Source organism: Sorangium sp. So ce321 (assembly GCF_051530195.1).
GTDB lineage: Bacteria > Myxococcota_A > Polyangia > Polyangiales > Polyangiaceae > Sorangium.
The window spans coordinates 11,647,212-11,673,714 of sequence record NZ_CP150329.1 but is presented as its reverse complement, the minus strand read 5'-3'; the positions used below and the strand labels follow the sequence as shown (position 1 = coordinate 11,673,714).

Below are 26,503 nucleotides of genomic sequence, written 5' to 3'. Positions count from 1 at the left end.
GGTACACGCTCGGACGTGGAGGATCGCGAGGCGCTGGTGTCGCTGATCGAGGCGGCCTACCGGCAGCATGGGCACCTCGTGCTGCGCCGGGCGCGGCGGCTCCTCGGGAGCGAGCAGGAGGCGCGGGAGATCCTCCAGGATGTCTTCGCCTCCCTGCTCGGCGAGCCCGGGCAGCTCGACGGCAAGGGCCCGATGGTGGGCTGGCTCTACGGCGCCACCACACACGCCTGCCTCAACCGCATCCGCGACCGCAAGAACCGGCTGCGGCTCCTCGATACCCACGTTGCACCCCTGCAGCAGGAGAGCGTGGCGGCGTCCGCCGAGCACGCTCTCCTCACGCGGGAGCTCCTCGCGCAGCTCCCGGGCGACCTCGCGCAGGTCGCCGTCCACTATTACTCCGATGAGATGACCCACGAGGAGATCGCGCGCGTGATGGGCTGTTCCCGTCGGCACGTCGGCAATCTGCTGGAGCGGCTCAAGGCCGCGCTCTCCGACCGGATGAGAGAAGGGAGTTCGAGTCCATGACGCCAGCGCGACCCGGAGGGTGCCTCTCGGAGCTGAAGCTCGACGAGCTCATGGCGGGCCAGCTCGACGCGGCCGCGGCGCAGGAGGCGAGCGCGCACGTGGCTGGCTGTTCGCGGTGCTCGGCGCGGCTCTCCGAGATGGAGGCGGCGCGCGCCTCGTTCGCGGCGTCGGCGCCGCCCCTGCGGCTCGATCGAGGCGCCCCGGCGGGCCGCTCCGTGGCCGAAGCGCGCCCGCGGCGCCGATGGCTGGCGCCCGCGGCGGCGAGCGCGCTCGCCGCCGCGGCGGCGGTGCTCCTCTTCTTCCGCTTCAACGCAGCGCCGGGGGGACCAGACGTGGAGATCCCCGGAGAACGCATCAAGGGAGGAGAGCGACTCGGCTTCTACGTGAAGCGCGGTGAGCAGGTCCTGCCCGGCAGCGCGGGAGAGCGGCTCCTGCCCGGCGACGCGCTCCAGTTCACGACCACGAGCGCCGAGGCGCGGTATCTCGCGATCCTGAGCGTCGACGGGGCGTCGCAAGTGAGCGTGTATTACCCGAGCGGCCCGCTCGCCGCGCGGATCGAGCCTGGCCGGGAAGCGCCCCTGCCGCAGAGCACGGTGCTCGACGGCACGCTCGGCACCGAGCGGATTTACGGGGTGTTCTGCTCCGAGGCGATCGCGGTCGAGCCGCTCCGGGCCGCGCTCGCGGCGAACCCCGACGCGCTCGCGGTCCCGCCGGGCTGCGACGTCGACATGCTCACGGCGGAGAAGGTCGCGGGGTCGCCGTGAGCCTCGGTCGCCTCGCGGCGCTCGCCGTCGCAGCGTGCGGTCTCGCCGCCGCCTGGGCGGCCCCCGCCGAGGCCCGTGTCGAGCGCTTCGCGGTGCTCATCGGCAACAACGCCGGGGAGAAGGGCGAGGTGGAGCTCCGCTACGCGGAGGACGACGCGGCGAAGATGTACGATGTCCTCAAGGACCTCGGCGGCTTCCCCCCGGCGAACCTGGTGCTCCTGCGGAGCGAGCGCGCGGACACCGTGCGGCGCACGCTCATCGCGATGAACGACCGCGTCCGCGCGGCCGTGTCGAGCCCGGACACCGATGTCCTCTACCTCGTCTACTACTCCGGACACGCCGACGCGAACGCCCTTCACCTCGGGCCGACGCCGCTCTCGCTGACCGAGTTCGAGCAGCTCGTCCGCGGCTCGGCGGCCTCGGCGCGGCTCCTGATCGTCGACTCGTGCCGCTCGGGGGCGCTGACGCGCGTCAAGGGCGGCACGAGCGCGCCCCCGTTCGTCATCAAGCTGGACCAGCGGCTCGCCGGACAAGGGATGGTGACCCTCACGTCGAGCTCCGGAAACGAGGACGCCCAGGAGTCCGATGAGCTCAAGGGGTCGTTCTTCACCCACGCGCTCGTCTCGGGGCTGCTCGGGACGGCCGACGCGGATCGCGACGGGGCCGTCTCCCTGGAGGAGGCGTACCGCCACGCGTACGAGAGCACCCTGCGCGCCACGAGCCGCACGTGGGCCGGCGCGCAACACCCCACCTTCCGCTACGACTTCCGCGGGCAGGGCAAGCTCATCCTGACGGAGCTGCCGGTCCACGCGTCGCTGCGGAGCGTGCTCCGGTTCCCGCGCGGCAGGTCGTACCTCGTGATGCGAGACGCCAGCGAGGGCTCGGTGGCGGCCGAGGTGGGGGCGAACGACGCGGCGCGGACCATCAGCCTCCGGCCAGGCCGTTACTTCGTGCGGGGTCGAGGCCCCGATTTCCTCCTCGAAGGGGCGATCGAGGCCGAGGCCGGGCAGGCGATCGACGTGGGCGACGAGCGGCTGAGCCGCGTCATGTTCGCCCGGCTCGTGCGCAAGGGCGGCGGGGTCCGCGAGGCCGCGCACGGGCCGGTGGCCGGCTATCAGCTCAGGACGCCCCTCGTCGAGGGCGACTCGCCTTGTCACGGCGGCTTCCTCGGCTACGGGATCGAGCTCCAGCACATCGGCATCGCGTCCCGGCTCAGCGCGTGTCGCAGCGGATTCCAGAACGAGCACCTCACGGCGAGCAACGATGAGCTCGGCCTGGATGTGCGCATGTCCCGCGCGTGGGATCTGCCCGTGATCACCGTTGGCGTCGGCGTGGAGGTCGGCCTCGCGGTCATGAGGCAGCGGTTCGAGACCCTCGGGCGCGCACCGGACCGGCATGGCCTGGCAGGGGCGTTCGGCGCCGGGGCCGGGGTGAACGTCGATCTGGTGAAAGGGGTTTACCTTGGCGTCGAGGGGGCAGCGCAGACGTACGTGTTCAAGCAGCAGCGCGCGGGCAGCGAGGAGGGCGAGGTCGCCCCGTCGCTGGCAGCGCGGCTCCGCGTGGGCCTGGGCATGAACCTCTGACGTGCGCTCGGTCGTTCGGGCAATGCCGTCGCGAGGTGCCCCCTGGCACTCTCGACTCCTCGCTCTCGCGGCGGCAGCTTGACAGCGGCCCCGAGCCAACGAATGCTTCGACGCGCGGGCTGTTACCGAGCCCGGCCCCTCGCGCTGCCGCCGGCACGGCTCGCATCGGGGCGAAGAGGGCGCTGCCCTTCGGCGGTCCTGGATCGCGATGCTGCCCCTCTTCCGTCGGTGCCGGCCGGCAAGGTTCGATCTCGGCAGATCCCATGGCCAGGGCCGATGGCCGGTCCTCGGTGATCTGCGCGAGCTCGAGCGCCGCGAGGTCATGATGAGCAGCTCAGCGAGAGACCGGATGGACGCCTTCCGCGCGCACGGCTTCTTCGTCGTGCGCGCCTTCCTCGATGAAGCCGAGCGCGCAGAGCTACGCCGCGTGTGCGACGTCGCGCTCGTCGCTGCGCGAGCGCGCTCCCTGGAGACGGGCCACTCGACGCCCAGGATCTCGCTCCTCACGGGCGGCGCGACCTGCTTCCAGGACGATCCCCGCGCGCTGGAGCGCATCGCCGGGCTCGTCGGCTCAGGGCGTGTGTGCGAGCTCCTCTCCGGCCTTTCCCGCCCGGGAGAGGAGGATACGCCGCGCCTGAAGGACGCGCACTATTACCACGAGCAGACCCGGCGTGACTGGGATGGTGACTGGCATCGAGACAGCCAGTTCGGCCAGCCCGATCCAGAGGTGGAGCGCGCGGTCGTCGCGACGACCACGGCGGTGCACTTCCGGGTGGCGCTGGAGGACGACGACCGCCTCGAGATCGTCCCCGGATCGCACGCTCGCTGGGACACCCCGGACGAGCTCCGGATCCGCAGGGGCGCCGATCGGGACACGCCGGACATGCAGAGCGCCGCGCGCCTGGCGTTGCGCGCCGGCGATGCGTGCGTTTTCCACGCGTGGTCCATTCACCGCGCGACCTACCGGAGGGCGCCTCTGCGTCGCACGATCGACGCCCTCTACGCCTTCGCCCGCCCGGCCGTACGCCGGTGGCCGTCTCCGGCGGTTTGAGCCAGAGCCGGGCAGGCCGGGAGGTAGCCCCCGGCCGGCTCGACTGGCCGCACGCGCCCGGTCATCAGTACGCGGTGTTGTTCGACGTGGTGATCCTCGACGAGGAGAGGCCGATGAACAGCGAGTCGCCGATGTCGCTGTAACGGGTGTTCGTCATCGAGACGGTGCTGGTGCTGCTGTCCGTCCTGAAGATGGCCTCGTCCATGTGCGAGATGTCGCAGCGGTCGATGAAGACGTCGACCTTGAACGTGGTCCCGCCGTTCTGCCGGATGAACTTGCCGGCGTTGGAGGACCGGAAGTTCGAGACCCGGAAGGTGCTCGCGGCGTTGATCTGGAAGACCTTGTCCTCGCCGTTCACCGCCGAGCCGCCGTTGAGGACGACCGTGCCAGACTCCTTGATCGTCATGGCGTCCTCGCCGATGTCCTCCCAGACGATGTTCTCCAGCGTGACGTTCCCGTAGGTGTGGATGCCGTCCGCGGCCGGGGCGCCGAGGACCACGTTCCTCAGCACCGCGCCGTTCTCGAGCTTGAACACCGGCTTCTGGCCCTCGGCCTGGCTGCCGTCCCCGAGCGAGCGGCCGGCGGTGAACCGCCTGCCGCCGCCGTCATAGACCTGGCCCGATCTCACGACGATCGTCGAGTCGACGACCCCGCCGCTCCCCGTCGTCGTGCTGCCGCCCGAGCCGCCGCTGCCGCCTGAGCCGCCGCTGCCGCCTGAGCCGCCGCTGCCGCCCGAGCCGCTGGAAGAGGAGCTCGACGTCGCGCTGCTGCTGCTCGTCGAGCTGCTGCTGCTGCCCGTCGGCACGAGCTCGATGTAGTCGACCTTGATATCGTAGTCCGTCGCGCCGGAGCTCTTGCCGTTGCAGACCAGCTTGAACTCGACGGTGCCCGAGAGGCTCTTGGTGCCGAGCGTCACCGTCTTCCAGGCGTCGCTCGTGGACGACGAATAGCCGTCGAGGTTCCCCACCGAGGCGCCGTTCACCTGGAGCTGGTAGTTTCCGTAGATGTTCCGCTGCGCATAGCGCACCACGACCCGGTACTCACCCGCGGCGACCGATTTCGAGAACCTGAAGTTGTCCCCGCTGGCGTCGGCCTTGAGCCGCACGCTGGTCGAGCTCGCGTCGAACCCGTCCCCCGACGAATTGGACCAGGACTGCGACTCGGCCTCCAGCCGGGTGGTGCTCACCGCCTCGCTCGCGCCGTCCATCTCCATCATGGCTTCCTCTTCCGAGAGGCAGCCGGTCGCGATGACCCCCACGGCGCCGAGCGCCAGCAGCACATGACGAGCAAAAGTCGAGTGGAGCTTCATTGTTTCAGTCCTTGTTCAAGTAAGTTGTCGCACCGCAAAGCCGCCTCGCGAACGCCTCGCCCGGAGCGCGCAGCGCCGTCTCCAGCCCTGCGTGCCGCGTTCGAGGTGCCCTGCGCTGCGTCGCTGCCCTTGTCAGCAACACGCGGGCCAACCGCCGTATGGCCTTCGAATGCCGCAAGCGTGCGTTACTGTTGGATATTTCCTCGAAGAGCGACGCGAATTCGCCCCTGTCTGGCGGCGCGTTCTGCGTTGTCACGCAGGGCTGTAGACCGTGTCAACCCGGAGTTGACAAGGCGGGCGCTCGGCAGCGCCGGCCGATCATGCCGTTAGGCGACAGCCACGTCGGATGTGGGCGTGGCGTTGTGCCGGTGGTGCACGTCTTGCAACGCTGCCTCGTGCTCACCCGTCATCCCACGATGCAGAGCAGGAATCTCGAAGGAGGGACGCGCAGGATGGCTCAGCGGAAGGCCCGCGCCGCGGGCATCGACGTGAGCCGCGCAGGCCGGACGCGGCGCCGGCGGCGAGCCGCGCCGTCGGCTCGGAATCGCGCTCTCAACCTCTACAGAGGCCAGGTCGAACGGTGGACATGAACAGAAAATTCCGTCGGATTGTCGCGCTTCCTCTCGCGCTCGTCGCGCTCGGTCTCTCCGGGTGCGGCGGCGACGACTCGAGCGGTGGAGGCCCGACCAGCGCGTCTTCCTCGGGTGGAGGATCAGCCACTCCGGATGCCTCCAGCAGCTCGTCCTCCGGGGGAATCTCCGGCTCCGGTTCCGGCGGTTCGTCGTCGGGCGAGGGCGCTGGCCCTGCGAGCAGCTCCACGGGCGACATGGCCGGCACCGGCGGCTCCGGTGGAGCCGGCACCGGCGGCGCCGGTGACGGCGGCTCCGGCGGCGCTGGCGGCACCGGTGACGGCGGCTCCGGCGACGGCGGCTTCGCGGCGGGAACCGAGGCGCGCCCGCAGCTCACGGCCGCGCAGGCGGCTCACCATACCATCCTGGAGCACCTGAAGAAGGCCGGCGACATCGCCTCCGGCCTCGTCGCGGACTCCTGGGATCCGACCGCGGGCGTCGGCGATGTCGGCGGCTTCACGCCCACGTACTCGGTCGCCGCGAGCGGGGGCACGCACCGGACGGTGCAGTCCGCGATCGACGCGGCCGTGGCCTCCGGCGGGACCAGCCGCGTCTACATCCAGGTCGCGTCGGGGACTTACCGCGAGGTGATCTGCGTGCCGTCAACGGCCCCGCCGATCACGCTGTACAGCACCAGCGCCGACGCCAGCCGCACCGTCATCGCCTACAACAACCACAACGGCAAGACCAAGGAGACCGGCGCGCCCGCCAACCCCTGCAACCCGAACCTGAGCGGGACGACCTACGGGACCAGCGGCAGCGCGACGTTCGCCGCCTACGCCGACGATTTCCGGGTCAAGAACCTCACCATCGCGAACGACACGGACGAGAGCGCCGTGTCCAGCGGGAAGCAGGCCGTCGCGCTGATGACCCAGGCCGACAAGCTGATCTTCGAGAACGTGCGCCTGCTCGGCAATCAAGACACGCTCTACGTGAAGACGCCGAACGCAGGGACCGTGTCGCGCGCGTACTTCAAGGGCTGCCACGTGGAGGGCGACGTGGACTTCATCTTCGGCCGCGGCACCTTCGTGCTCGACGGCTGCACGATCAAGTACCTGACCGCGCGGCAAGGCGCGACGGGCGGGTACATCGTCGCTCCCAGCACCGACGCGCGCAACGAGCACGGCATCCTCATCATCGACAGCGACCTCACCGCCGAGGCCGGCACGCCGGACGGGCTCGTCTACCTCGGCCGCGCCTGGGATGAGGGGCAGAGCGATCTCACCACGTACGCCGCGAACGTCGCGAGCGGCGTGTACCCGAACGGCCATGCGGTCATCCGGAACTCCACGCTCGGCGCCCACATCCGAGCGGACGATCCCTGGCACGCCTCGACCGTCAGCCGCCCTTACAGCTCCACGGCGGGCACGTACCCCGCGAACCGCTTCCACGAGCACGCGAACACCGGTCCCGGCAGCGCGCGGCCCTGAGCGGGACCACGTTCACTCCACAGCCTGCGGCCTTCGCCGGCGTCCAGCGCTACGCGGCGGTGTGGACCGGCGATTTCATGAGCAGCCACCCGAGCACCCACGGCATCTTCAACGGCGCATGAATCCGAGCCGGCCCTGCATTCTTGACGCCCGGGACGGGCCGATCTCTGCTGGGGCTCACTTGACATGCTCCTCTTCACGAAGCTTCCGAAGCCTCTCCTCGGCCTCATCAAGCTCTGTCGCGTCGAGGAGTTTTACGGCAACACGATTGCGCTGACCGCCCTGGGGGCGATCTTCGCGCCGCGGCTCTCGGCGCTCGATATCGCCCTCCTGTTCGCGGCCAACTTGCTGCTCACCGTCTTTGCCTTCGCCATCAACGATGTGGAGGACGCCGAGGACGACGCCCGCGACCCGCGCAAGGCGTTGCGGAACCCGGTCAGCGCCCGGCTGCTCGGCCGCCCCGCGGCCGTCGCCGCGAGCTGGCTCGCGGCCCTCGCCGGCCTGGGGCTGCTGCTGCGCTTCGGCCCCTGGGTCGTCCTCCTTGGCTGCCTCAACCTCGCGCTGGGCTTCGCGTACTCGGTGAAGCGCGTCCGCCTCAAGGCGCTGCCCTTCGTCGACCTCATCTCGCATGGCCTGTTCCTGGGCACGCTCCAGTTCCTCACGACCGTGCGTGCGGGGGCGCCCGCGGTGCCCGCCGCCGCCGTGCTGGGCGCCTGCCTCATCTGCGCCGTGTCGATGACCGGCGATCTCTGGAACGAGATCCGCGATTACGACGTCGATCGCCGGACCGGGATACGCAATACGGCGTCGGTGCTCGACGTCCGGCGGATCGAGCCGCTGCTGCCCCATCTGTTCGTGTGGCCCTCGGCGGGCATCTCGCTGCTCGTCGTGGTTTCGCTGTCCGGCACCCAGCGCGTCGTCGCGCTCCTCCTCGCGCTCGCCTGCGGCGTCGTGTTCGCGCTCCTCCCTGCCCGCGCGAAGAAGCGCCTGGTCACCGATCAGGCCCAGCTCGCCGTTGCCCTCGGCGGGCTGCTCCTCCTCGTCCTGCTGCGCGCCGCGCCCCTCGCCGGATGACCGCGGTGGGGCCGGCGACGCGGGTGCACTGGGCGGACGCGCTCTTCGCGCGGCTCGTCCTCTCACGGGAGCCCCGGTATTTCGAGGACGGCTGGGGCCCTTCCGCGCTGCTCGACGAGCTCGCGCGGCCCCCGCGAGGCGCGGCCCCCCCGTCGCTCGGCGATGTCGCGCTGGGGCTGCCTGCGCGGGAGGGGCAGCTCTGCGTGCAAGAGGGCCAGTGCACGAGCCCGGCCATCGGACCGGAGCTGCCCCAGGCGTGCTGGACGATGCGCTTTCAGATCCTCCTGCCCTCCGGCGCCGGGCCCCGGCCGCCCATGTGCGTCCTGCTGGCCGGGTCCGGGGATCAGGCTTATTCCCTGCGGCGGCCGCTCGGAGCGGCGCTCGCCCGGCATGGAGTGGGGACCTTGCTGCTGGAGCAGCCCTATTGCGGCAGGCGCAGGCCGCCCGCGCAGCGAGGGGCCGCGGTGCGCACGGTGGCGGACTTGCTCCTGATGCTGCGCGCGGCGTCGCTGGAGGCGATCGCGCTCTCGCTGTGGCTGCTCGCGCGGGGCCACGACAGGGTGTGTCTCTCCGGATATAGCCTCGGCGGCAGCCTCGCCGCGCACGCCGCCGCGCAGAGCGCGCTGCCGCTGGCCGTCGTGCCGGTCGCCGCGGCGGACGCGCTCGACTCCGTCTTCCGCGAGGGCGTGCTGCAAGAGATGGCCGACTGGGAAGCGCTGAGGAGCGGCGGTGGCCTGCGCGAGACGCGACGGCGGCTCCTCGAGGTGCTCGGCGCGGCGTCCATCACGGCCCTGCCGCCGCTCGCCGACCCGCGCCGCGCCATCCTGCTGCACGCGGCCGAGGACGGCTTCGTGCCGCCGAGCTCCACCCTGCGTCTGGCCGGGCACTGGCGCGGCGCCGAGCTGCGCCCCTTGCGCGGCGGTCACGTCAGCGCCTTCTTCACCGGCCGCCGCGCGACCGCGCGCGCCATCCTCGACGCGCTCGCGCGGCTATAGGCCCGCTGCGGCGCGCCCCGGGTCGGAATGCATGAGCCGTAGAAAGCCATGCGCAAAGCCGCCACAGCGCAGGCAGCGCCGAGCGCTTGCTCACCCCCTCGGGGGCCACCGACAGCCCGAGCAGCCGCCAGGTCCGGCCACCGATGGCCGGGCTCCTGGCGGGCGGAGCTGGCCGCCGCGCCCATCTGCCCGCCCGGGCTGCCCGCAGACGGCCGCGCGCGACGTCGCCTATCCCGCCTATCCTCGCCCGCATGGCGCCCCGCCCGCCCCTGCTCCTCCGCCTCGCCGGCGGGCTCGAGACCCGCCCCGTCAAGCTCGCGCTCTCGCTCCTGATCCTCGTCTCGGTCCTGCCCATCCAGGGCCTCGAGGACGAGCTCCGCCCGTACTTCCTCGGCATCTTCGGCGTGGAGCTCCTCCTCCGGGCCGTCCTCCTCGGCCAGCGCGGGCGCGACAGGTCGCGCCTCGACGTCCTCCTCTTCGTCTTCGACGTCGTCGCCTGGCTCAGCTTCCTCCCGCTCGAGCGGCTCCTCGACGCGCACGCCGCCCACGCGCTCCCCCTGCTGCGGCTGTCGCGGCTCTTCCTGCTCCTGCGCTTCACGCGCGAGATCGCGATCGACCTCTACGCGATCATGACGCGACGCGAGCTGCTCGAGCAGTTCGGCCTCGTCACCCTCGCCGTCTGGGGGCTCGCGTTCGGCGCCTCCGTGCTGCTCAGCCACCTCGCGATCGCGCACGACTACGACGGCCGCGGCCCCGCCCCCGACACGACCTTCCTCGACCGGATCTGGTGGTCCTTCCGGCAGCTCGAGAGCGCCGACAACCTCGTCGCCAACCTCCGCGTCCACCCGATCGTGGCCGTCATCTCGCTCGGCCTCACCATGGTCGGCGTCTTCGTCACCTCGTTCATCATCGGCATCGGCGCCAACGTCGTCGATCAGGTCGTGCGCGCGGCGCGCCGCCGGCCGGTCGGCTACGCGGGCCACGCCCTCGTGATCGGCCCGGTGCACGAGGCGGAGATGCTGGTGCAGGAGTTCGTCCGGCTGTACGAGCGCCACCGCTCGCTCCGCTCCATCCGGCTCTCGGAGCTCTGGCTGTGGCTCGTCCGCCGCGGGCCCGCGCCGACCCGGCACGCGCTCCCGCGCATGGCGCTCCTCGGCACCGAGGACGACCCGCCCGCGTACCTCTACGCCCCGCGGATGCGCTGGGTGAGCTACCGCAAGGGGGACAGCGCGCAGCCGGAGGCGCTCGGCCTCGTGGGCGCCGCCGGGGCGAAGCGGGCGCTCATCCTCACGCGGCCCGACGCGGGCCCCGACGCCGACGCCGTGACGGCCATGGCGGTCTCCTCGTTCCGGATGCAGAACCGGCGAGGCCACGTGTTCGTCGAGGTGCAGGAGAGCAAGAACCGCGACCTCATCCAGGCCGTGGGCGGGCCCGGCACGTACCCGCTCGACATGCAGCGGTTCCTCGGCTTCTTCCTCTGCCAGCACCTGATCACGCCGGGCGTGGAGTCGCTCTACACCGACCTCATGACCGCCGACGGCTCGGAGTTCTACACGCACGTCTTCCTCGGCGACGACGAGGCCCGCGCCGTCGCCGCCCTCGGCGAGGGCCCGGACGGCGAGCTCTCGTTCTCGCGCATGGCGCGCGCGGCCTACCAGGCGAACGTGATCCTCGCGGGGGTCTTCCTCGGCGACGAGGTGCCCGAGCGCAGGGAGGGCGAGCTCGTGCAGGTGGAGGGGCTCGTGCAATGGCTCAACCCGCTGCTCGATCCGCTCGAGGGCTCGCCGGCGTGGGCGCTCGGCGCGCGGGCGGGCCGCGTGCCGGCGCGGCGGCTCCGCGGGCTCATCGGCGTGTCGGCCACCTACGCGCCCCTCCGCCGCTACGGTCGAGAGCTCCTCATGGGCCGCGGCGTCGCGGCCGAGCCGGCGGCGACCGTCGGCGCGGAGGCGGCGCGCGCGTGGGCCGAGGCGTGGGCGGCGACGCTCGCGCGGCGCCGCAGCCACCTCGAGCGCGTGCTGATCGTCGGGTACAGCGCCGCGCTCCCCTCGCTCTTGCGCGCGCTCGCGCAGTTCGTCCCGGGGATCGAGGTGACGCTGGTCCTCGGCGAGCGCGGCGACGAGCGGATGCCGCTCGCCGACCGGCTCGCCTCGCTCGGCGTGACGCTGGCGCCGGACGGCGCGCCGCCGGGCCCGGACGGGGCGGCGCTCCCGCTCCCGCGCGGGGGCCGCGCCACGGTGTACACGCAGCGCGGGCACGACCTCGCCTCGCTCGCGGTGCGCTGCGCCGCGCGCGGGGCGCCGGCGTCGGCGGCGGTGTTCCTGAGCGAGCCCGAGGGGCTCGACCGCGACGCGCGCACGGCGATGCGGCTCATCCGCTTCGCGCGGGCGCTGGAGAGCAGGGAGCTCGCGCACGGCGGGCGGCTGCACGTGCTCGCGGAGTTCTCCTCGGTGGCGAAGGGCGAGCACGTGCGGAGCCTCCTCGACGCCGGCCGGTGCGGCTTCGCCGGGCCGGACCGGCTGCTGCTCAGCCTGGTCAGCACCGAGCGCATCAAGAACTACTTCATGGTCCACAGCGCCTTCGTGCCCGGAGTAACGACGCTTTACGAAGAGCTCCTCGGCGAGGGCGGGCAGGATCTCCTGCGCGTCGAGCCGCGGCCTCACGGCCCGGCGGAGCAGGCGCACGGCGCGATCGGCCTCGACGAGCTCCGGGCGGCGCTCGAGCCCCGGGGCGCGATCCCGATCGCGCTGGAGCTCGACGACGGCACCGTCCTCCTGAACCCCGAGCCCGGCCCGACCCTCGCCGCGGCGCGGGTCCGCGCCGTGTACGCGCTCGCGCGGAGCCAGGACCTCGCGGCCGAGGGCGAGCAGCGGCCGGGGGAGGGCGACGGCGGCGAGCGCGCGCGCGGCGGCGAAGAGGCCCAGCGGATCAGCGCCTGACAGCCCGCCGCGGCCGCGCTCGCGGGGGAGCCGCGAGGCGGGAGGAAAGCTCAATCATCTCCCTGTCTTCCCGCCTTCACGCGAGCTCCCTCCGGTCGCGTGCGATCGCGGCCGCGCCGCGCGCGCTCCTTTTTCTGCCTGGTCCGAGAACCGCACGTCGACCTTCGCGGTGAGATCGGTATTCTGGAGTCGTGCCCGAGCGCCCAGACCTGGAGTACGTCGTCCCGATCCTCGCGCGGGAGCTCGCGGGCGCGACCGTCACGGCGGCCCGGGTCGACAGCCCGGTGGTGCTGCGCGTCCTGCTCCCGGAGCGCATCGACGCGCTCCTGCCGGGCGAGGAGATCCGGCGCGTGACGCGGCGGGCGCACGCCGTCATCTTCGAGCTCGCCGGGGCGCGCTCGCTCGATCTCGTGATCTCCCCGATGCTGGCGGGGCGCTTCTCGATCACCCTGCCTGGCGAGACGCGGATTCCCACCGATCTGGCCTTCTCGCTGGTCCTCGCGGACGGGCGCGAGCTCAGGTATCGCGACGAAGTGCAGATGGGCAAGGCGTACGTGCTCGGGCGGGGCGAGTACGACAAGATCCCCGGGCTCGCGAGCGTGGGCCTCGACGTCCTCGATCCCAAGGTGTTCACGCCCGACGCGTTCCGCGCCGTCGCGCGCGGGCGGCGCGACCTCGCCAAGGACTTCCTGATGGACAAGGCGGCGCTCGACTCCATGGGAAACGCGTACGCCGACGAGGTGCTGTTCGAGGCGCAGATCCACCCGAAGGCGACGGTCAAGGGCCTGTCGGACGAGGAGCTCGACCGCATGCACGCGGCGATCGCCTGCGTCCTCGGCGGCGCGACGCGGACGATCGCGGAGCGGGCGCCGGCGCTCGACGAGAAGCTGCGCGACTTCCTCAAGGTCCGCGGGCGCCCGGGCCAGCCCTGCCCGCGCTGCGGCGACAAGCTCCGTCGCGCGAGCGTCCACGGCTACGACGCGATCTTCTGCCCGAGCTGCCAGCCGGAGGACCGGAAGGGCGCGGCCGTGCCCGCTCGCCGCACGCGGTGAGCGACGGGGTGAGGCGCGACCGGTAGCGACTGCTCAGGTCGCTGCCGGATCGCGCGCTGATTCACACGCTCGACACCCCCTCATCACGCCGCGGTCGCGGCGTGCGGGCGCCTCGACGTCTGGCGGCGGGTGCTTCAGCCTACCCGCACGACGGCGGGGGCTCGGAGCCCAGGGCGCCCGCCGGGAAGCTGGAATGAACAGAGCGTCCCATCGGGACAGCCAAGGAGAAGCGCTCATGAGAGGCATTCGTGCGATCGTCGCGTGCTCGCTGTTGGGATTCGCCGTCGTGGCGTGAGGCGTCACCACGGACGACGTGGACGAGGGACAGGCGGAGGAGCTGGCGCAGGAAGAGCCGACGCAGGAGGCCGATCAGGAGATCGGCAGTCAGCCGTGCGTCGCCTGGAGGATCTGCGAATACGACGCGACGCTCCCCGCTGACTCGCACGTCTGCGCGTCGGCCCCAAACAGCATGCTAGCAGCTCGTGACTGTTTTACTGCAATACGAGGTTGAAGCGCAGGCGCTCTTCATCACAACCGTCGTGAAAAATCAGGTTGGTTCCTTCGGCGGGTGTCGCCGATCCGCCTTCCGGGTGAACGCAGCGGCCGGTTTCGCTGTTTTGCAGGCTCCCACCGGACGTCACGTCGAAAGAGAGGCGTACTTCGGGAGCGCAAGAGGGGTTGAGGATCAGGTCAACGCCGTTGTAGGCGGTGCCTTGATTCGGGTGAATACAAAGTCCGCTCGGAACATGCTTCAGCAGGCCGCTGGACAGAACCCTGAAAGAAGAGGCAAGCGTGCTGCAGTTACTTGACAGCACCAGCGGCGTGTCGTTAGCCGGCATCGTGGCGCCGCCTTCCGGGGCAAAACATTTGCCACTGGTGTGCTGCACGATCTTGTACTCGTCCACCGCGGGGCTCGACGCGTAATCTCTCGGCGTGATTTCGGCGAACGCGCGCGGGCCGAAGCCGCGGTAGGTGTCATCGGAGGCGATGACGGTCCCCAACCAGTAGTCGCGGTACCAGTGCAACCACGAACGGCCCGGAATGCCGGAGCTGGAGTAACGATTCGGGGCAGTTCCTCCATCCAATAGCCCCTCGGGAAGCGGGATCCCCAGCTCTTCGTAAAACCCATCGAAGCCGTGCATGGGTTCATGGATGAACACTTCCACAGGCTCGCTGTTGACGGTGGACAGCCAGTCCGAGGCGACCGTATATTTCCCGTTCACCGTCGTCCACAGGGTGTAGTTCGATTCGTAGCTGCTTCCCGGGCCCCACCCCCAGCCCCCCGGCTTGCTGTCACCGGGCGTGAAAAACACTTGCACGGTGTCGTACTGGCCACGGGGCACGAAGCTCTGCACGTCTTGCTGAAGGTGGATGGCCGCCGGCAAATAATTATCGTTACCCGAGCCCGACAACGACGTGATAGGATCGTTGGATACGACGCTGGAGCCATGCCATGCGACCCGGCCGTCGGTGATCAGATCCATCCAGTAAGCCACCCGATCTTCGAAGGCGATCTGCACCGCGTCGACGACGCTGGTCGACAGCGAACCTTGCGTGACACCAGGGACGTCGGTATGGGGCTTGACGAGAAGAAGCCCATGAAAATCGAACTCTACATTCGCGAGACGCTCACCGAAGCCGACAGGCTCCAGGTACCAGCGTGCGCTGTCGTTGCAGGTTCCCAGGGTGGGCTGTGCGCCGCCGTTGGGGATAGCGCAGCTGTTCCCGTTTGAGCGCAAGCGATACAGCGCAGGGCGCTCCACCGTGCGGGCGCGCAAGGTCTCCACGGTCCACTCCGCTGCGCTGCCGCTGCAGCCGCCGAGCACCGTCGTGCCGCTCGACGCAACCAAGCACTGGCCGGTTTCCTCGTGAAAAAACTGATACTTGCTTGCACCAACGCCGATCAAGCGCCAGTGTTGATGGTCATCGCCCGAGTAATCGGCGCCGACCAGCTGCCCGGTGATGGCATCGCGGTTCAACGTGCCACGGTCGGCGCGGGACATCAGTCGCCAGAGTCCAATTTCAAACTCATCATCGCCGGCATTCGTCGGCTCGACGCGCAGGCTATGCACATCGAACTCCGCAGTGCCTTGTGTATCCCGCAGCTCTACCGTGTTGTTGCCGGCCTGGAGCGTCACCGAGAACGGGCCGAACTCTTTCCCGTTCGGGCGCGGGCTCTCTGTGGCGGTGGACGTGATGACGGTAATCTGGCTGCCGTTCAACCAGAGGCTCATCGCTCTGGTTTGCGACAGCACGGCGATCTTCACATAGAGGTCCGCATCGCCGCCGGCGCCGCCCGCTACGTTCCAGACAAATCCGGTATTGTCATTGAGGTCGACACCCCAGCTTTCATTCGTGCAGTTCGTGCCGCCCGTGCACCCGCTCACACCGGGCCCACCACTGGACGAACTCGCAGGAAAGACAGCCGCGTGAGCCGAGCCCACCGCTCCGAGCAATAGAATCGATGCGATCGCTGTCGAGGTGTACGGAAGATGCTTCAATCTCATGTACAAGTATCCTTCTATACAAACAGGAACGAGATGCGCGAGCGTGACGCCGCCAGCAACGTCACGTCGTCCTGGCCGTGAATTGCTGCTTGAATGTGTTGAGCTATCGCAAAAAAATCACAAAGCAGGCATGAAGCGGGCGAGTAGAGTCGCCAGTGTTGATGGCGCGACGATTATGTCGCCGGCCTGCTCTCTGGCAAGTGCATCTGGGAATTTATGTTGAAGTGGGCGCTCCGCCAGCCATGGTTGTCCGGGCTTCGGGGTACACGGTGTTGCCGTGCGGCGTGGGCTTACCCACGACCACGCCCGCCGACGCCTGAGCGGCGACCAGAACGACACGACCAGCGAGTACGCCAGCGAGGCTTCTAGACTCGATCTTCTTGGAAACCGACATCATGAGCCAAACTTCTTCTTTGAAACGAGGAAAGCACCGGCTCAGGGCTCGAGCACACGGGAAGCGTGCATCGCGGCACCAAGCTGCGTCCGTCCTCTCCGTCACCCCATCCCTCAATCGCCGCGTCGCACCGACGGGGATGAAAATAAACAAGCCCGATCCTGCAAGCCGAAGCCTCCCGAGCGCAGCTCCCTCTCGTGCTGATGACGGAAAAACCACGCCGCCGAGCCCTCAAGCCCCGCGCGCCTTCGCTTCACGCCGGCCATCACGCGCGTTCACCCGCATGCGGAGCCTGGGCCTCCGCCGCTGAGCGGCCGGCGCTTCTAGGGCGAAGCCGACACGAGGAGCCAGACCCCTTCGGCGATCCGTATTAAACAATCGATTGAAACAATTGTTTATCATGCGCGCGCGCGCTGTCAAGGCCCGGGCTTGACGACGGCGCGGGGGGCGAGCAGCGCTCCCCCCGAGCGCCACCGCGAGCCCTGCCGGCTCCGCCGTCCCGTCGATGAGCGCAGATCCGAGCGTGGTGATGCCGAGAACCCGCAGCCGACCGATCGCCTCGTGAACGCCCCGGGTGCTCGTGCTCGCGGCTCCTCTCCCTGTGACCGGCCAGTGGCGGACGATCGATGCGCAGGGGGTCGAGCAGTCGGTGGTGGAGATTTACGAGAAGGGCGGGAAGATCTTCGGCAAGATCGTGAGCCTGAAGCAGCCGCTCGACGAGAAGGGGAAGCCGAAGCTCTGCACCGCCTGTGAGGGTGCCGACAAGAACAAGCCCCTTTTGGGGCTCGTCATCATCAAGAACATGGTCCGCGATGACGACGAGTACGATGACGGTACGATCCTGGATCCGAACAACGGCGAGACCTATAGCTGCAAGCTCGAGGCGATCGAGGGCGGGAAGAAGCTGAAGGTGCGCGGCTTTCTGGGCATCGCCCTCCTCGGCAGGACCCAGACCTGGCTGTGGACGCCGTGGCCGAACCCGAAGTGACGGCCCGGGTTCTCGCGGTGGATGTTGAACTTGTCGGGGCTCTCGAACACCGTCTCATCCCGGTTGGCCGACGCGAACACGAGGTGCAGCTTCGCCCCTTCCGGGAGGGAGACCCCCCCGAGCTGCCCTGCTCGAGGAGCGCCTCCGCCTCCGGCGCGAGCGGGATGATCGGCGTCATGTTGTGCACGGACGAGAAGCGCGCCGGATCCCTCATGATCTCGACGATCTCGCTGGCCCCGGTGACGAGCCAGAAATCGAACAGCGGGCTGTAGCACACGGGCGCCTCGCGCCTCGCCCGGGCATAGAAAGCGAAAGGATCCCTGGCGAACCCTGGCTCGAACGGATTGAACCCTCGGCCGAGCTCGGAGCCTGCGGCAGAATGTGATGACATTGTAAAATGTCCTCCCTATCACGGTCCTATCACGGCGGGAGATCCCGGGGGCCCCGGACGAATCAGGCGCGAGAAAAAAGGGTAGCAGGCGTGGAGCCACGGGGCGGCTCGACGACCACAGCGCTCCTCGCTGGACACCCTGGTGGCGTCGCGACGCGGCCTCGCGGCGCCGGCCGCGGTGCGCGCCGCGCGGCCCGGGACCGCCGCGGCCGCGCTGCTGCTCGGCGCCCTGCGCCTGCTGCGGGGCCCCTCATGACGTGGTGGTCGCGCCCCGGGCTGCGGGGAGGGTCAGAGGCCGCCTTCGTCGGAGAAGGTGAGGACCGTGCGGCCGTTGGGCCTGAGCTCGCCGTCCTCGATGATCGGCGAGGTCATCCCCTGCGCCCTGCCGGCGCCGAACTCGTCGCTCAGCAGATCGCAGGTGAAGACCTCACCCCCGTTGGACAGGGGGATGAGCGGGTCATTGCACTGATAATGGATGACGATCGGCTCGGGATCGCGACCGCGGCCAGGCCGGGTCACCTCGATGCTGTAATCGCCGAAGCTGAAGAACGTGCCGGCGGGCACGTGGACGCCCGCGAGCTCGCCGCCGAGCGTCAGGCCGGCGGGATCGGTGACCAGGGCGATCCAGCCGCCGTCATGGACCTCGTAGCCCTCCGGGGGCACGCGCTCTCCCGAGATGACGTACGCGCGGTAGTTGATCCGGGGATCGGCATAGAAGCCGAAGAAGCCGACGTCCGGGCGCGCGTCGGCGTCCGCGATGCCGAAGCGGGTCTCGAAATAAGCCAGCGCGTCGGCGCGGTTCTGCTCGATCTCGGCCGGCGTGCGCCCCATGACCTGCTCCTGGAAGATCGCGCCGTCCAGGAAGAAGCCGTCTGACAGCGGGATCGAGCCGTTCGCCATGAAGACGAGGAAGCCGTCGTAGCCCGCGGGGGTCGTGTCCTTGCAGCTGCCGTGACCCCGCGCGTCCTCATGCGCCCTGGCCCCGTCGACGTCGACGGCCGGCCGCGATGGATGGACGAGCGCGCCGATCAGCCCGACGAGCGCGAAGAGAGAGTGAGACCTCATCGTATCCTCCTGCATTGTAAGTGGTTCGAGCCCGACAACTTCGCTGGTTGCGAGCGGTCGCAGGGAGCCCGACGATAGGTGACGTTATCGGATCTGTCGCGCTCGCGTCCACCGTAATGCGTCTTTACCAGCGCGTGTCCGCCGCCTGTGTTGTATACGCTGCTCAGGCGGCTCACGTGCGCGTGTGATCACGTGTGCGCACCATCGCGAGCAGAGGATTGCCGCGCCGCGCGTCGTCCGGAGTTGCAAGGCGGCGGAGTTGCAAGGCGGCGCCGCGGCACCGCCCATCGGGTGACGTGATGAGGGTCAGCGCGGGGCGGGCAGGGGCGGCGGCGCGGGCGTGTCGATCGGCTGCTCCGGCGAGGGCGACTCGGCCCCTGGGGTGGCCGCGGGAGCGGGGCCTGGCGCGGCCTCCGGCGAGGTCCCGGGAGTCGGCTGCGGCGCGGCCGCAGGAGCCGGCAGCGGCGCGGCCTCCGGCGAGGTCCCGGGGTCTGGCGGCGGTACGGGCGGCTCGGGCCCGGCCGGCGGCGGGTACGTGAGATCGTCGCACGTGGCGCCAAGGCTCCCGACCGCGTCGTTGTAGTAGTTCATCGCGTCGAGCGCGTGGCCGTGCGCCCTCTCCTTCGCCGGCCTGGAGAGCGCCCCGAGCACGACGGCCGTCGCGGCGACGGCGACGCCCAGGCCGAGGATCGCGCCCATGGCGGCCTCGTTCTCGTCGTGGAAGTAGAGCCCCGAGAGCCCGCCGAGGCTGCCCACCCCGAGCACCACGCCGAGCGTCGAGAGCGTCGTGGCGGAGCGGCCGCTCTGCGACGCCTGACGCGCGTGCTCGCGCGCCTCGGGGACGCAGCGCACGAAGCGCTCCAGGCCGTCGTAACGGTAGCTCTCCGCCACCTTCCGGCCGCCGGCCCACAGCGTGAAGCCGTCGTCGTAGCTCGCCGTGAGCTCGCCCCGGGCCACGACGCGCGGGCTGTACCTGGTGTGTCCGTGGGTGCAGCCGAGGTGCGCGCCGCCGAGGACGCACGCGAGCAGGGCGATCGAGGGCCGCTTCGAAGGCCTCACGGGACCTGCGCTTCCGGCGCCGCGACGGCGCACGGCGAGCCGGGGGTGCGCGCGAGGTCGTTGAAGGCGTTGACGTGGTCGAGCGCGATCGCCGTGTCCTTCTCTCGCTCCGGGCGCCCCACCGAGAGCCCCACCGCGATGGGCGGCAGCGCGACGAGCGCGACGACCGCGAACGTGGCGAGCAGGACCGAGGCCGCCTCGGCACCGTCGCCGCGACCGCCGCTGCCGCCCGACGGCGCGCTGCCGGAGCTGCCGCTGGGCCGGGACGGGACGCCCCGCGAAGGCGACGCGGGGCTCCGCGCGACGCCCGGCCCGGGCCGGTGGAGGTGCGGGGGCGGCGGGGCCACGCCGCGCCCCTCGACGACGATGCGCGGGCCGAAGTAGATCGGCACCCAGAAGCCGCCGCTGAAGCGCACGGGCGCGGCCTGCGCGGGCTCGCGCGAGGCCCGCGCAAGGTACGGCGGGAGCGCTCCGCCCGGCTCGTCCTCGCCCGAGAGGCACGCCGGGGTCGACCCGCCGATCTCCATCACGACCGCCCCGTCGCGGTACACCGGGCGGGCCCGTCCGTCCGGCGGCGGCACGTAATCGGAGATGTACGAGCCGCAGCCGGACAGCGCGGCGAGCGCGAGGGCGCCGAGGGCGGCCCGCGCGACGCAAGAGGGAGATCGATGAGGCTTCACGGCAGCGCACGCGAGACTATCCGCCGGACGCTGCCCTGTATAGGGGCCCGCGCGTCGCGAGCGTGCTGCGATTCAAGGTGAAGACAGATCGAACCACAGAGGCACAGAGGCACAGAGGCACAGAGGGCGGAGAGAGCTGGAGACAGGAGAGAATCTTCATCCCTCTCTCCCTCTGTGCCCTCTGTGCCTCTGTGGTTCAATCTCTCTGCCTCCACCCGCACGCGGGCGACCGCCACGCGTCCCTTCCCTGTGCAGCGCTTCACGACGCTCCTGACGAGCGCGCCCGACCGGCCGGACCGAGCCTTTCCTTCGGCCGAGCCCGCCAGGCCAGGCCGATCGCGTCGCGCACCGGGGCACTGTAAGCTGCCTTTCGAGGCAGAGCGCCAGCCTCGACCGCAGGAGAGAGAGGCAATCAGACACCATGTGGCATTTTGCCATGGTGCAGGTCTGACCGTCTCGCCCGAAACGAACCTGAAACGAAGCAGGGGCGCCGCTTGGCCCGGGGGTTGCGACAGATATGGCGGACAGAGGACGACAGCGGCTGAGCTCCTGAGCAATGGTCCCCGGAACCGTCTTTCCGCGCTTGGTGGCCATCGGCGGTGCCGAGGACAAGGAGGGCGAGCGCACCATCCTGCGCGAGTTCGTGCGGCTCGCGGGCGGTCAGGACGCCTGCCTCGTGGTCATCCCTTCGGCCAGCGAGACGCCCGAGGTGGCCGGCGAGCTCTACCAGCGGCTCTTCCAGGAGCTCGGGGCCGCGGAGGTCGCCGTGCTCACCATCGCGGCCCGCCACGACGCGCTCAACGAGGCCGCCATGCGGCAGATCGAGCGGGCGACTGGCACCTTCTTCACGGGGGGCGACCAGCTCCGGATCATGAACCGCCTCGGCGGCACCGGGGTCGACACGATGCTCCACCGGCGGTGCGAGGAGGGGATGGTCGTCGGGGGCACGAGCGCCGGCGCGGCGGTCATGTCGTCGACCATGATCGTCGAGGGCGAGACGAAGTCCCCGCGGGCAGGCGCGGTGCGCACCGGCCCGGGCCTCGAGCTCCTGCCCGGCGTGATCATCGACCAGCACTTCGCCCAGCGCGGCCGCATCGGCCGGCTCCTCTCCGTCGTGGGCCTGTTCCCCCACTACCTCGGCGTCGGCATCGACGAGGACACCGCCATCGTCGTCCAGGGACACAACGCCACCGTGATCGGGAGCGGCGCGGTCACCATCGTCGACGCCGGCGGCGCCTCCTTCAACGACGCGGTGGATACAGGCCCGGGAGGCTGCATCACGCTCTGCGGGGTCACCCTGCACTCGCTCCCTCACGGCCGGAGCTTCGACCTGCTCGAGAGAAAACCCATCGTCGTAGACTGACATCAACACAGCCGAGCTAGCCCCATGCGCATCCTCACCATCCGTACGCTTCAAGGGCCGAACGTGTTCGCCAGCTGGCCAGTCCTCCGCATGACCGTCGACCTCGAGGACCTCGCCGAGACGAGCAGCGCGGAGGTGCCCCACTTCGTCGATCGCCTGCTGGCCGTCCTGCCCGGCCTCGGCGAGCACCACTGCTCGCGGGGCAAGCCGGGGGGCTTCGTCGAGCGGCTCCGGGAAGGCACGTACTGGGGCCACATCATCGAGCACGTCGCGCTCCAGCTGAGCGAGCCGGCCGGCATCGGCGTGACCTACGGCAAGACGGTCTACGCCGGGGCGCCCGGGGTCTACGACGTCGTCGTCGAGTTCGAGAACGAGGCCGCGATGCGCCTGCTGCTCGAGGCGGCGTTCGAGCTCGTCACGGCCCTGCTCGAGGGCAGGCCCTACGACGTGGCGGCGAAGGTCGCCGAGGCCGCCCAGGTGGCCGAGGAGACGGCGCTCGGGCCGAGCACGCGGGCCGTGGTCAACGCGGCCGAGAAGCGGGGTATCCCCTGGTCGCGCCTCAACGACGAGAGCCTGATCGTGTTCGGCTACGGCAAGCACCGGCGGTTCGTTCAGGCCACCACCTCGTGCACCACGAGCTCCGTCGCCGTCGAGGTCGCCGGCGACAAGCAGCTCACCAAGGAGCTCCTCGAGCGCGCGGGGCTGCCGGCGCCGAAGGGGGTCGTGGTGAGGACGGCCGGCGAGGCGGCGCGGGCGCTCGGCGAGCTGCGCGCGCCCGTCGTGGTGAAGCCCCTCGACGGCAACCAGGGCAAGGGGGTGTCGCTGAACCTCCGGACCGAGGAGCAGGTGCGCGAGGCGTTCGAGATCGCCCGCCAGCACCGCACTCGCGTCCTCGTCGAGGAGATGGTGAGCGGGCGCAACTACCGCGTGCTCGTGGTGAACGGGCGCGTCGTCGCGGCGAGCGAGCGGCTGCCGGCCCACGTGATCGGCGACGGCAAGCGCACCGTGGCCGAGCTCATCGAGCTGGAGAACAGGAACCCGCTGCGGGCCAGCGGGCACAACGGGGTGCTGACGAAGATCGTCGTCGACGACGTGGTGCGCGCCGGCCTCGCCAAGCAGGGGCGCTCGCTCGACGAGGTGCCGGCGCCCGGCGAGCGGTTCTTCCTGCGCGAGAGCGTCAACCTCTCGACCGGGGGCATCGCGCGCGACGTCACCGACGAGATCCACCCCGACACGGCCCGCATGTGCGAGCGCGCGGCGCGGGCCATCGATCTCGACATCTGCGGGATCGACCTCGTGGCCGAGGACATCGCGAAGCCCCTCGGCCGCGGCGCGATCATCGAGCTGAACGCCGCCCCGGGCATCCGCATGCACGAGCACCCGAGCGAGGGGAAGCCGCGGGACGTGGGCGGCGCCATCGTCGAGATGCTGTATCCGCCGGGCGCGCCGTCGCGCGTCCCGATCGTCTCGATCACGGGCACGAACGGCAAGACCACGACCACGCGCATGGTGGGGCACATCCTCGGGGCGACGGGCGCCACGGTGGGGATGACCACGACCGAGGGGATCTACGTCGGCGGGCACTGCGTCGAGGCGGGCGACACGACAGGTCCGGGGTCGGCGCGCACGATCCTGTTCGACCCGACGGTGGACATCGCGGTGCTGGAGACGGCGCGCGGCGGCATCGTCCGGCGGGGGCTCGGCTACGACTGGTCCGACGTCGCGGTCATGACCAATATCGGGCCGGATCACCTGGGCCAGGACGGCATCGAGAGCGTCGAGGACCTCCTCTGGATCAAGATGGTTGTCGCCGAGCGGGTGCGCGAGGGCGGGACGGTCGTGCTCAACGCGGAGGACCCGCTGCTCGCCGCGGTCCCGCAGCACCGCCGCATGGCGAAGCTCTCGCGGAACATCGTGTTCTTCGCGCTCGACCCGTCGAGCCCGGTGCTGCAGGCGCACGTCGCCCAGGGCGGGACGGGCTACACCCTGAAGGACGGCGCCATCGTGGAGCTCCAGGGCGCCGCCGAGCGGCACGTCGTGGAGGCCGCGGAGATCCCGGCGACCTTCGCGGGCGCGGCGCTCTTCCAGGTGGCCAACGCGATGGCGGCGATCGCCGCCTGCCGCGCGCAGGGCGTGCCGGTCGAGGTGATCCAGCGCGCGCTCAGGACCTTCGACGCGTGCGGCAAGAACCGCGGCCGCGTGAACCTCTACCAGCTCGAGGACAGCTACGTGCTGATCGACTACGGCCACAACCCCGGCGCCTTCCGCGCGACGTGCGCGCTCGCGGCGCAGTGGGAGGGGCGGAGGATCACGGCCATCGTGAGCCTGCCCGGCGATCGCTCCAGCGCGCTGCTCGAGGAGTGCGCGTGCGAGATCGCGGAGGGCGGGTTCCACCGCATCATCGTGAAGGACGACGGCGACCGGCGCGGCCGCGCGCCCGGGGAGGTCCCGGCCCTCGTGCAGCGGGTCGTGGCGGAGGTGAAGCCCGGGCAGCCTTGCCAGGTCATCCCGGACGAGCACGAGGCGGTCGAGCACGCGCTGGCCACGGCGGAGCCGGGGGAGGTCATCGTGCTGTTCACCGAGGAGGCGCGGTCGATGGGCGAGCTGCTCACCCGGATGGGGGCGGTCGCGGTGAACGCGGTGCCCGAGCTGCGGTCCGGCACCCGGGTCCGCGCGCGGCGCCGCGAGGAAGCGCTCGCGGCGGTCTGATGTTCTTGCTCGTCGAGGGCGGGGAGGTCTACGCGCCGGAGCCGGCGGGCGCCGCGCCGGTGCTCGTGGCCGGCGACCGGATCGCCAGGGTGGGCCCGGTCGACGGCCGCGCGCTGGCCGCCGCGGGGGTCGAGGTCGAGGTGATCGACGCGCGCGGGTGCGTGGTCATCCCCGGCCTGCTCGACCCCCACGAGCACCTGCTCGGCGGCAGCGGCGAGCGCGGCTTCGCTTCGCAGACGCCCGAGATCGCGCTGCGCGAGGTGGTGACGGCGGGCATCACCACGGTGGTGGGGTGCCTCGGCGTCGACACGACGACCAAGACGATGACCGGCCTCCTGGCGAAGGCCAAGGCGTTCAAGGAAGAGGGGATATCGGCGTACCTGTACTCGGGCGGCTACGACGTGCCGCCCGTCACCCTGACGGGCACGGTGCGCCGCGACATGCTGCTCGTCGACGAGGTCATCGGGGCCGGCGAGGTGGCGATCTCCGATGTCCGCAGCACCGAGCCGTCGCTCGCCGAGCTCGCGCGGCTCGCGAGCGACGCCTACGTGGGCGGCATCCTCACCGGCAAGGCGGGGATCACGCACCTCCACGTGGGCGACGGGCCGAGGCGGCTCGAGCCGGTGCGCCGGCTCATCGCGGAGCACGACGTCGAGCCGGGGTGGCTCTACCCGACGCACGTCGAGCGCAGCGAGGCCCTGATGCGCGAGGCCGTCGCGCTCACGCGGGAGGGGGTGACGGTCGACGTCGACACGGTCGAGGAGGATCTCGGCAGGTGGCTGCGCTTCTTCTGCGACGAGGGCGGCGACCTCGCCCGGCTGACGGTCTCGTCGGACGCGTCGATCCCGAGCCCTCGCACCCTGTTCGAGCAGCTGCGCGAGGTCGTGCGCGAGCACGGCTTTCCGCTGGAGCGCGCGCTGCCGCTCGTCACGTCGAACACGGCGCGGATCCTGAAGCTCCCGCGCAAGGGGGCGTTGCGGCCCGGCCACGACGCGGACGTCATCGTGCTCGAGCGGGGCTCGCTGGAGATCCGCGAGGTCATCGCGCGGGGGCGGCGGATGGTGAAGGCAGGGCAGCTCGCCGTCACGGAGCGGTTCCTCGAGCAGAGCAATCGAAAGGTCGAGTTGAATGGTCGAAAGCAAAGGGGGAGCTGACCGGTCGGACAGGGAGCCTCCGGGGGGCGCGCCGCCCGAGCGCCCCGGCGGCGCGCTGGTGCTGATCGGGGGGCACGAGGACAAGGAGGGCGGGCGGGAGATCCTGCGCGAGGTGGTGAGCCGCGCCGCCGGGCGGCCGGTCGTCGTGGCGACGCTCGCGAGCGAGGTCGCCGGCGAGCTCTGGGACGAGTACGAGCGGGTCTTCCGGGCGCTCGGCGCGGGCGACGTCAGGCACCTCGACATCGTCCAGCGCGAGCAGGCCAGGGAGGCGCGCTGGCTGGAGATCCTCGACGGCGCGGGGTGCGTGTTCTTCACGGGGGGCGATCAGCTCAAGATCACGAGCAAGCTCGGGGGCAGCCGCCTCGCCGACGCGATCTGCGCGGTATACCGGCGCGGCGGCACGATCGCGGGCACCTCGGCCGGCGCCTCGGTGATGAGCGAGACGATGCTCGTGGGCGGGGCGGGCGAGGAGTCCGCGAAGGTGCGCGGCGCCGTCCGCATGGCGCCCGGCCTCGGGCTGGTGCGCGACATCCTCGTCGACCAGCACTTCGCCCAGCGCGGCAGGCTCGGCCGTCTACTCGGGGCCGTCGCCCATAACCCGCGCTTGCTCGGGGTCGGCATCGACGAGGACACGGCCGCCGTGATCGAGCCAGATCGACGTCTATGCGCGCTGGGAACAGGAGCAGTCTACGTCGTAGACGGACGCAAACTCAGCCACACGAACATCGGCGAAGAGGAGGGGGATCGGGTGCTCAGCCTCTTTGACGTGCGGCTCCATGTGCTCAGCGCCGGGGACTCGTTCGATCTGGAGACCGGCCGCCCGATGAGCGGAAAGCCTCACTGAC

General features: G+C 70.8%; 18 protein-coding genes and 1 pseudogene. 14 read left to right on the top strand and 5 right to left on the bottom strand.

Annotated features, from left to right (window positions below; translation table 11 throughout):
• Positions 1-15: 15 nt before the first annotated feature.
• The 4 genes from WME89_RS43365 to WME89_RS43350 all read left to right on the top strand — a co-directional run bounded on the left by WME89_RS43365 (position 16) and on the right by WME89_RS43350 (position 3,923).
• Positions 16-525 carry an RNA polymerase sigma factor gene (locus tag WME89_RS43365; RefSeq protein ID WP_437964465.1) on the top strand — a complete coding sequence of 170 codons (510 nt, stop codon included), beginning with the start codon at positions 16-18 and terminating at the stop codon, positions 523-525.
• On the top strand, positions 522-1,289 hold the full coding sequence (locus WME89_RS43360) for a DUF4384 domain-containing protein (RefSeq protein WP_438005444.1): 768 nt from the start codon (positions 522-524) through the stop codon (positions 1,287-1,289). The genes WME89_RS43365 and WME89_RS43360 overlap by 4 nt, the downstream gene beginning before the upstream one ends.
• Positions 1,286-2,872 carry a caspase family protein gene (locus WME89_RS43355; RefSeq protein ID WP_438005443.1) on the top strand — a complete coding sequence of 529 codons (1,587 nt, stop codon included), beginning with the start codon at positions 1,286-1,288 and terminating at the stop codon, positions 2,870-2,872. Before WME89_RS43360 ends, WME89_RS43355 begins: the two co-directional genes overlap by 4 nt.
• Positions 2,873-3,221: 349 nt before the next feature.
• Positions 3,222-3,923 carry a phytanoyl-CoA dioxygenase family protein gene (locus WME89_RS43350; protein WP_438005442.1) on the top strand — a complete coding sequence of 234 codons (702 nt, stop codon included), beginning with the start codon at positions 3,222-3,224 and terminating at the stop codon, positions 3,921-3,923.
• A gap of 64 nt (positions 3,924-3,987) precedes the next feature.
• On the opposite strand, the pseudogene WME89_RS43345 reads toward WME89_RS43350, so the two are convergent.
• Positions 3,988-4,596: pseudogene (locus WME89_RS43345) on the bottom strand (pectate lyase); the annotation flags it as partial.
• A gap of 1,462 nt (positions 4,597-6,058) precedes the next feature.
• Here WME89_RS43345 and WME89_RS43340 point away from each other — a divergent pair.
• The 5 genes from WME89_RS43340 (at position 6,059) to WME89_RS43320 (ending at position 13,348) form a co-directional block, all read left to right on the top strand.
• Positions 6,059-7,291, top strand: coding sequence for a pectinesterase family protein (locus WME89_RS43340; protein ID WP_438005441.1), 1,233 nt, complete (start codon positions 6,059-6,061; stop codon positions 7,289-7,291).
• 186 nt (positions 7,292-7,477) lie between these two features.
• On the top strand, positions 7,478-8,365 hold the full coding sequence (locus tag WME89_RS43335) for a UbiA family prenyltransferase (protein ID WP_438005440.1): 888 nt from the start codon (positions 7,478-7,480) through the stop codon (positions 8,363-8,365).
• Positions 8,362-9,360 carry an alpha/beta hydrolase family protein gene (locus WME89_RS43330; RefSeq protein WP_438005439.1) on the top strand — a complete coding sequence of 333 codons (999 nt, stop codon included), beginning with the start codon at positions 8,362-8,364 and terminating at the stop codon, positions 9,358-9,360. The genes WME89_RS43335 and WME89_RS43330 overlap by 4 nt, the downstream gene beginning before the upstream one ends.
• A 251-nt stretch (positions 9,361-9,611) precedes the next feature.
• Positions 9,612-12,296 carry a hypothetical protein gene (locus WME89_RS43325; RefSeq protein WP_438005438.1) on the top strand — a complete coding sequence of 895 codons (2,685 nt, stop codon included), beginning with the start codon at positions 9,612-9,614 and terminating at the stop codon, positions 12,294-12,296.
• Between the two features lie 191 nt (positions 12,297-12,487).
• Entirely contained in the window at positions 12,488-13,348 is an 861-nt protein-coding gene (locus WME89_RS43320) for a DNA-formamidopyrimidine glycosylase family protein (protein ID WP_438005437.1), read from the top strand.
• A 491-nt stretch (positions 13,349-13,839) separates the two neighbouring features.
• Here the strand turns inward: WME89_RS43320 and WME89_RS43315 are convergent, their stop codons facing one another.
• Positions 13,840-15,855 carry a hypothetical protein gene (locus WME89_RS43315; protein ID WP_438005436.1) on the bottom strand — a complete coding sequence of 672 codons (2,016 nt, stop codon included), beginning with the start codon at positions 15,853-15,855 and terminating at the stop codon, positions 13,840-13,842.
• Between the two features lie 968 nt (positions 15,856-16,823).
• Between WME89_RS43315 and WME89_RS43310 the strand changes: the two genes are divergently transcribed.
• The gene (locus WME89_RS43310; protein ID WP_438005435.1) at positions 16,824-17,237 is read left to right on the top strand and encodes a DUF2147 domain-containing protein; all 414 of its coding nucleotides are present in this window, start codon (positions 16,824-16,826) and stop codon (positions 17,235-17,237) included.
• Positions 17,238-17,916: 679 nt separating this feature from the next.
• Here WME89_RS43310 and WME89_RS43305 read toward each other — a convergent pair.
• The 3 genes from WME89_RS43305 to WME89_RS43295 form a co-directional block, all read right to left on the bottom strand.
• The gene (locus WME89_RS43305; protein ID WP_438005434.1) at positions 17,917-18,693 is read right to left on the bottom strand and encodes a hypothetical protein; all 777 of its coding nucleotides are present in this window, start codon (positions 18,691-18,693) and stop codon (positions 17,917-17,919) included.
• Positions 18,694-18,999: 306 nt separating this feature from the next.
• A complete protein-coding gene (locus WME89_RS43300) occupies positions 19,000-19,752 on the bottom strand; it encodes a hypothetical protein (RefSeq protein WP_438005433.1) in 753 nt (250 codons plus the stop codon).
• On the bottom strand, positions 19,749-20,432 hold the full coding sequence (locus tag WME89_RS43295; protein ID WP_438005432.1) for a hypothetical protein: 684 nt from the start codon (positions 20,430-20,432) through the stop codon (positions 19,749-19,751). The genes WME89_RS43300 and WME89_RS43295 overlap by 4 nt, the downstream gene beginning before the upstream one ends.
• Positions 20,433-21,018: 586 nt before the next feature.
• Here WME89_RS43295 and WME89_RS43290 point away from each other — a divergent pair.
• Genes WME89_RS43290 through WME89_RS43275 form a run of 4 tightly spaced genes read left to right on the top strand, consistent with a single transcriptional unit; the run spans position 21,019 to position 26,502 of the window.
• The gene (locus WME89_RS43290) at positions 21,019-21,795 is read left to right on the top strand and encodes a cyanophycinase (protein ID WP_438005431.1); all 777 of its coding nucleotides are present in this window, start codon (positions 21,019-21,021) and stop codon (positions 21,793-21,795) included.
• 24 nt (positions 21,796-21,819) lie between these two features.
• A complete protein-coding gene (cphA, locus tag WME89_RS43285) occupies positions 21,820-24,504 on the top strand; it encodes a cyanophycin synthetase (RefSeq protein WP_438005430.1) in 2,685 nt (894 codons plus the stop codon).
• Positions 24,504-25,658 (top strand): beta-aspartyl-peptidase, encoded by a 1,155-nt coding sequence (gene iadA / locus WME89_RS43280; RefSeq protein WP_438005429.1) that lies wholly within the window; start codon positions 24,504-24,506, stop codon positions 25,656-25,658. The genes cphA and iadA overlap by 1 nt, the downstream gene beginning before the upstream one ends.
• Positions 25,633-26,502, top strand: a complete 870-nt coding sequence (locus WME89_RS43275) for a cyanophycinase (RefSeq protein ID WP_438005428.1) — start codon at positions 25,633-25,635, stop codon at positions 26,500-26,502. Before iadA ends, WME89_RS43275 begins: the two co-directional genes overlap by 26 nt.
• The last annotated feature ends 1 nt before the right edge of the window (position 26,503 follow it).

Coding starts and splice junctions, on each gene's coding strand:
- WME89_RS43350 (WP_438005442.1), top strand. CDS start 3,222: ATGGACGCCTTCCGCGCGCACGGCTTCTTCGTCGTGCGCGCCTTCCTC.
- WME89_RS43315 (WP_438005436.1), bottom strand. CDS start 15,855: ATGAGATTGAAGCATCTTCCGTACACCTCGACAGCGATCGCATCGATT.
- WME89_RS43275 (WP_438005428.1), top strand. CDS start 25,633: ATGGTCGAAAGCAAAGGGGGAGCTGACCGGTCGGACAGGGAGCCTCCG.
- WME89_RS43335 (WP_438005440.1), top strand. CDS start 7,478: ATGCTCCTCTTCACGAAGCTTCCGAAGCCTCTCCTCGGCCTCATCAAG.
- iadA (WP_438005429.1), top strand. CDS start 24,504: ATGTTCTTGCTCGTCGAGGGCGGGGAGGTCTACGCGCCGGAGCCGGCG.
- cphA (WP_438005430.1), top strand. CDS start 21,820: ATGCGCATCCTCACCATCCGTACGCTTCAAGGGCCGAACGTGTTCGCC.
- WME89_RS43305 (WP_438005434.1), bottom strand. CDS start 18,693: ATGAGGTCTCACTCTCTCTTCGCGCTCGTCGGGCTGATCGGCGCGCTC.
- WME89_RS43325 (WP_438005438.1), top strand. CDS start 9,612: ATGGCGCCCCGCCCGCCCCTGCTCCTCCGCCTCGCCGGCGGGCTCGAG.
- WME89_RS43330 (WP_438005439.1), top strand. CDS start 8,362: ATGACCGCGGTGGGGCCGGCGACGCGGGTGCACTGGGCGGACGCGCTC.
- WME89_RS43340 (WP_438005441.1), top strand. CDS start 6,059: ATGGCCGGCACCGGCGGCTCCGGTGGAGCCGGCACCGGCGGCGCCGGT.
- WME89_RS43360 (WP_438005444.1), top strand. CDS start 522: ATGACGCCAGCGCGACCCGGAGGGTGCCTCTCGGAGCTGAAGCTCGAC.